Below are 465 nucleotides of genomic sequence, written 5' to 3' on the forward strand. Positions count from 1 at the left end.
TGTTTGTTCATTAGAGGCTAAAGTCCGTTGATATTTAGAGCTACTATCTGACCAACTTCCGCCAACATAATGCACTCTAACGGTAACTCTCATACGATGACTAGTTTTGATGAGGCCACTTAAACTAATGTTGTTTAGTTTTGCCCCTGTAGAGGAAAAGTCAGTATGCTTATAGCTAATATAGTCATATCCATTCGCTGAGCCATTAAGGCTGCGTAGACCTTTAATAGGGTCTTCAGTCTCAAATGACAAAGGTACGTTCGCATTCCTTGGCGTAAAATCATTGCCTAATTCAAAATCACCATGGGTAATTAACCCGTCAGGGAACTCGCTTTCTGGTATAACATCAACAATAAGTGGGTTAGTTTTTGCTTGGTATTCAGCCATATCTGTTATGCCGTCACCATCACTATCTAGTGACATATCATGGTCTAAGCTATCAAAATATAAATATTCCCAGCCATC

Annotated in this window: 1 protein-coding gene; it reads right to left on the reverse strand. The window is 39.4% G+C overall.

The features are described 5' to 3' along the window. Positions 1–423 (reverse strand): thrombospondin type 3 repeat-containing protein (locus tag AC27E9_RS19155; RefSeq protein WP_487132906.1); only part of this gene is annotated, 423 nt, incomplete at its 3' end. Between the last annotated feature and the right edge of the window lie 42 nt (positions 424–465).

The sequence above is a fragment of the Colwellia meonggei genome, assembly GCF_057537295.1.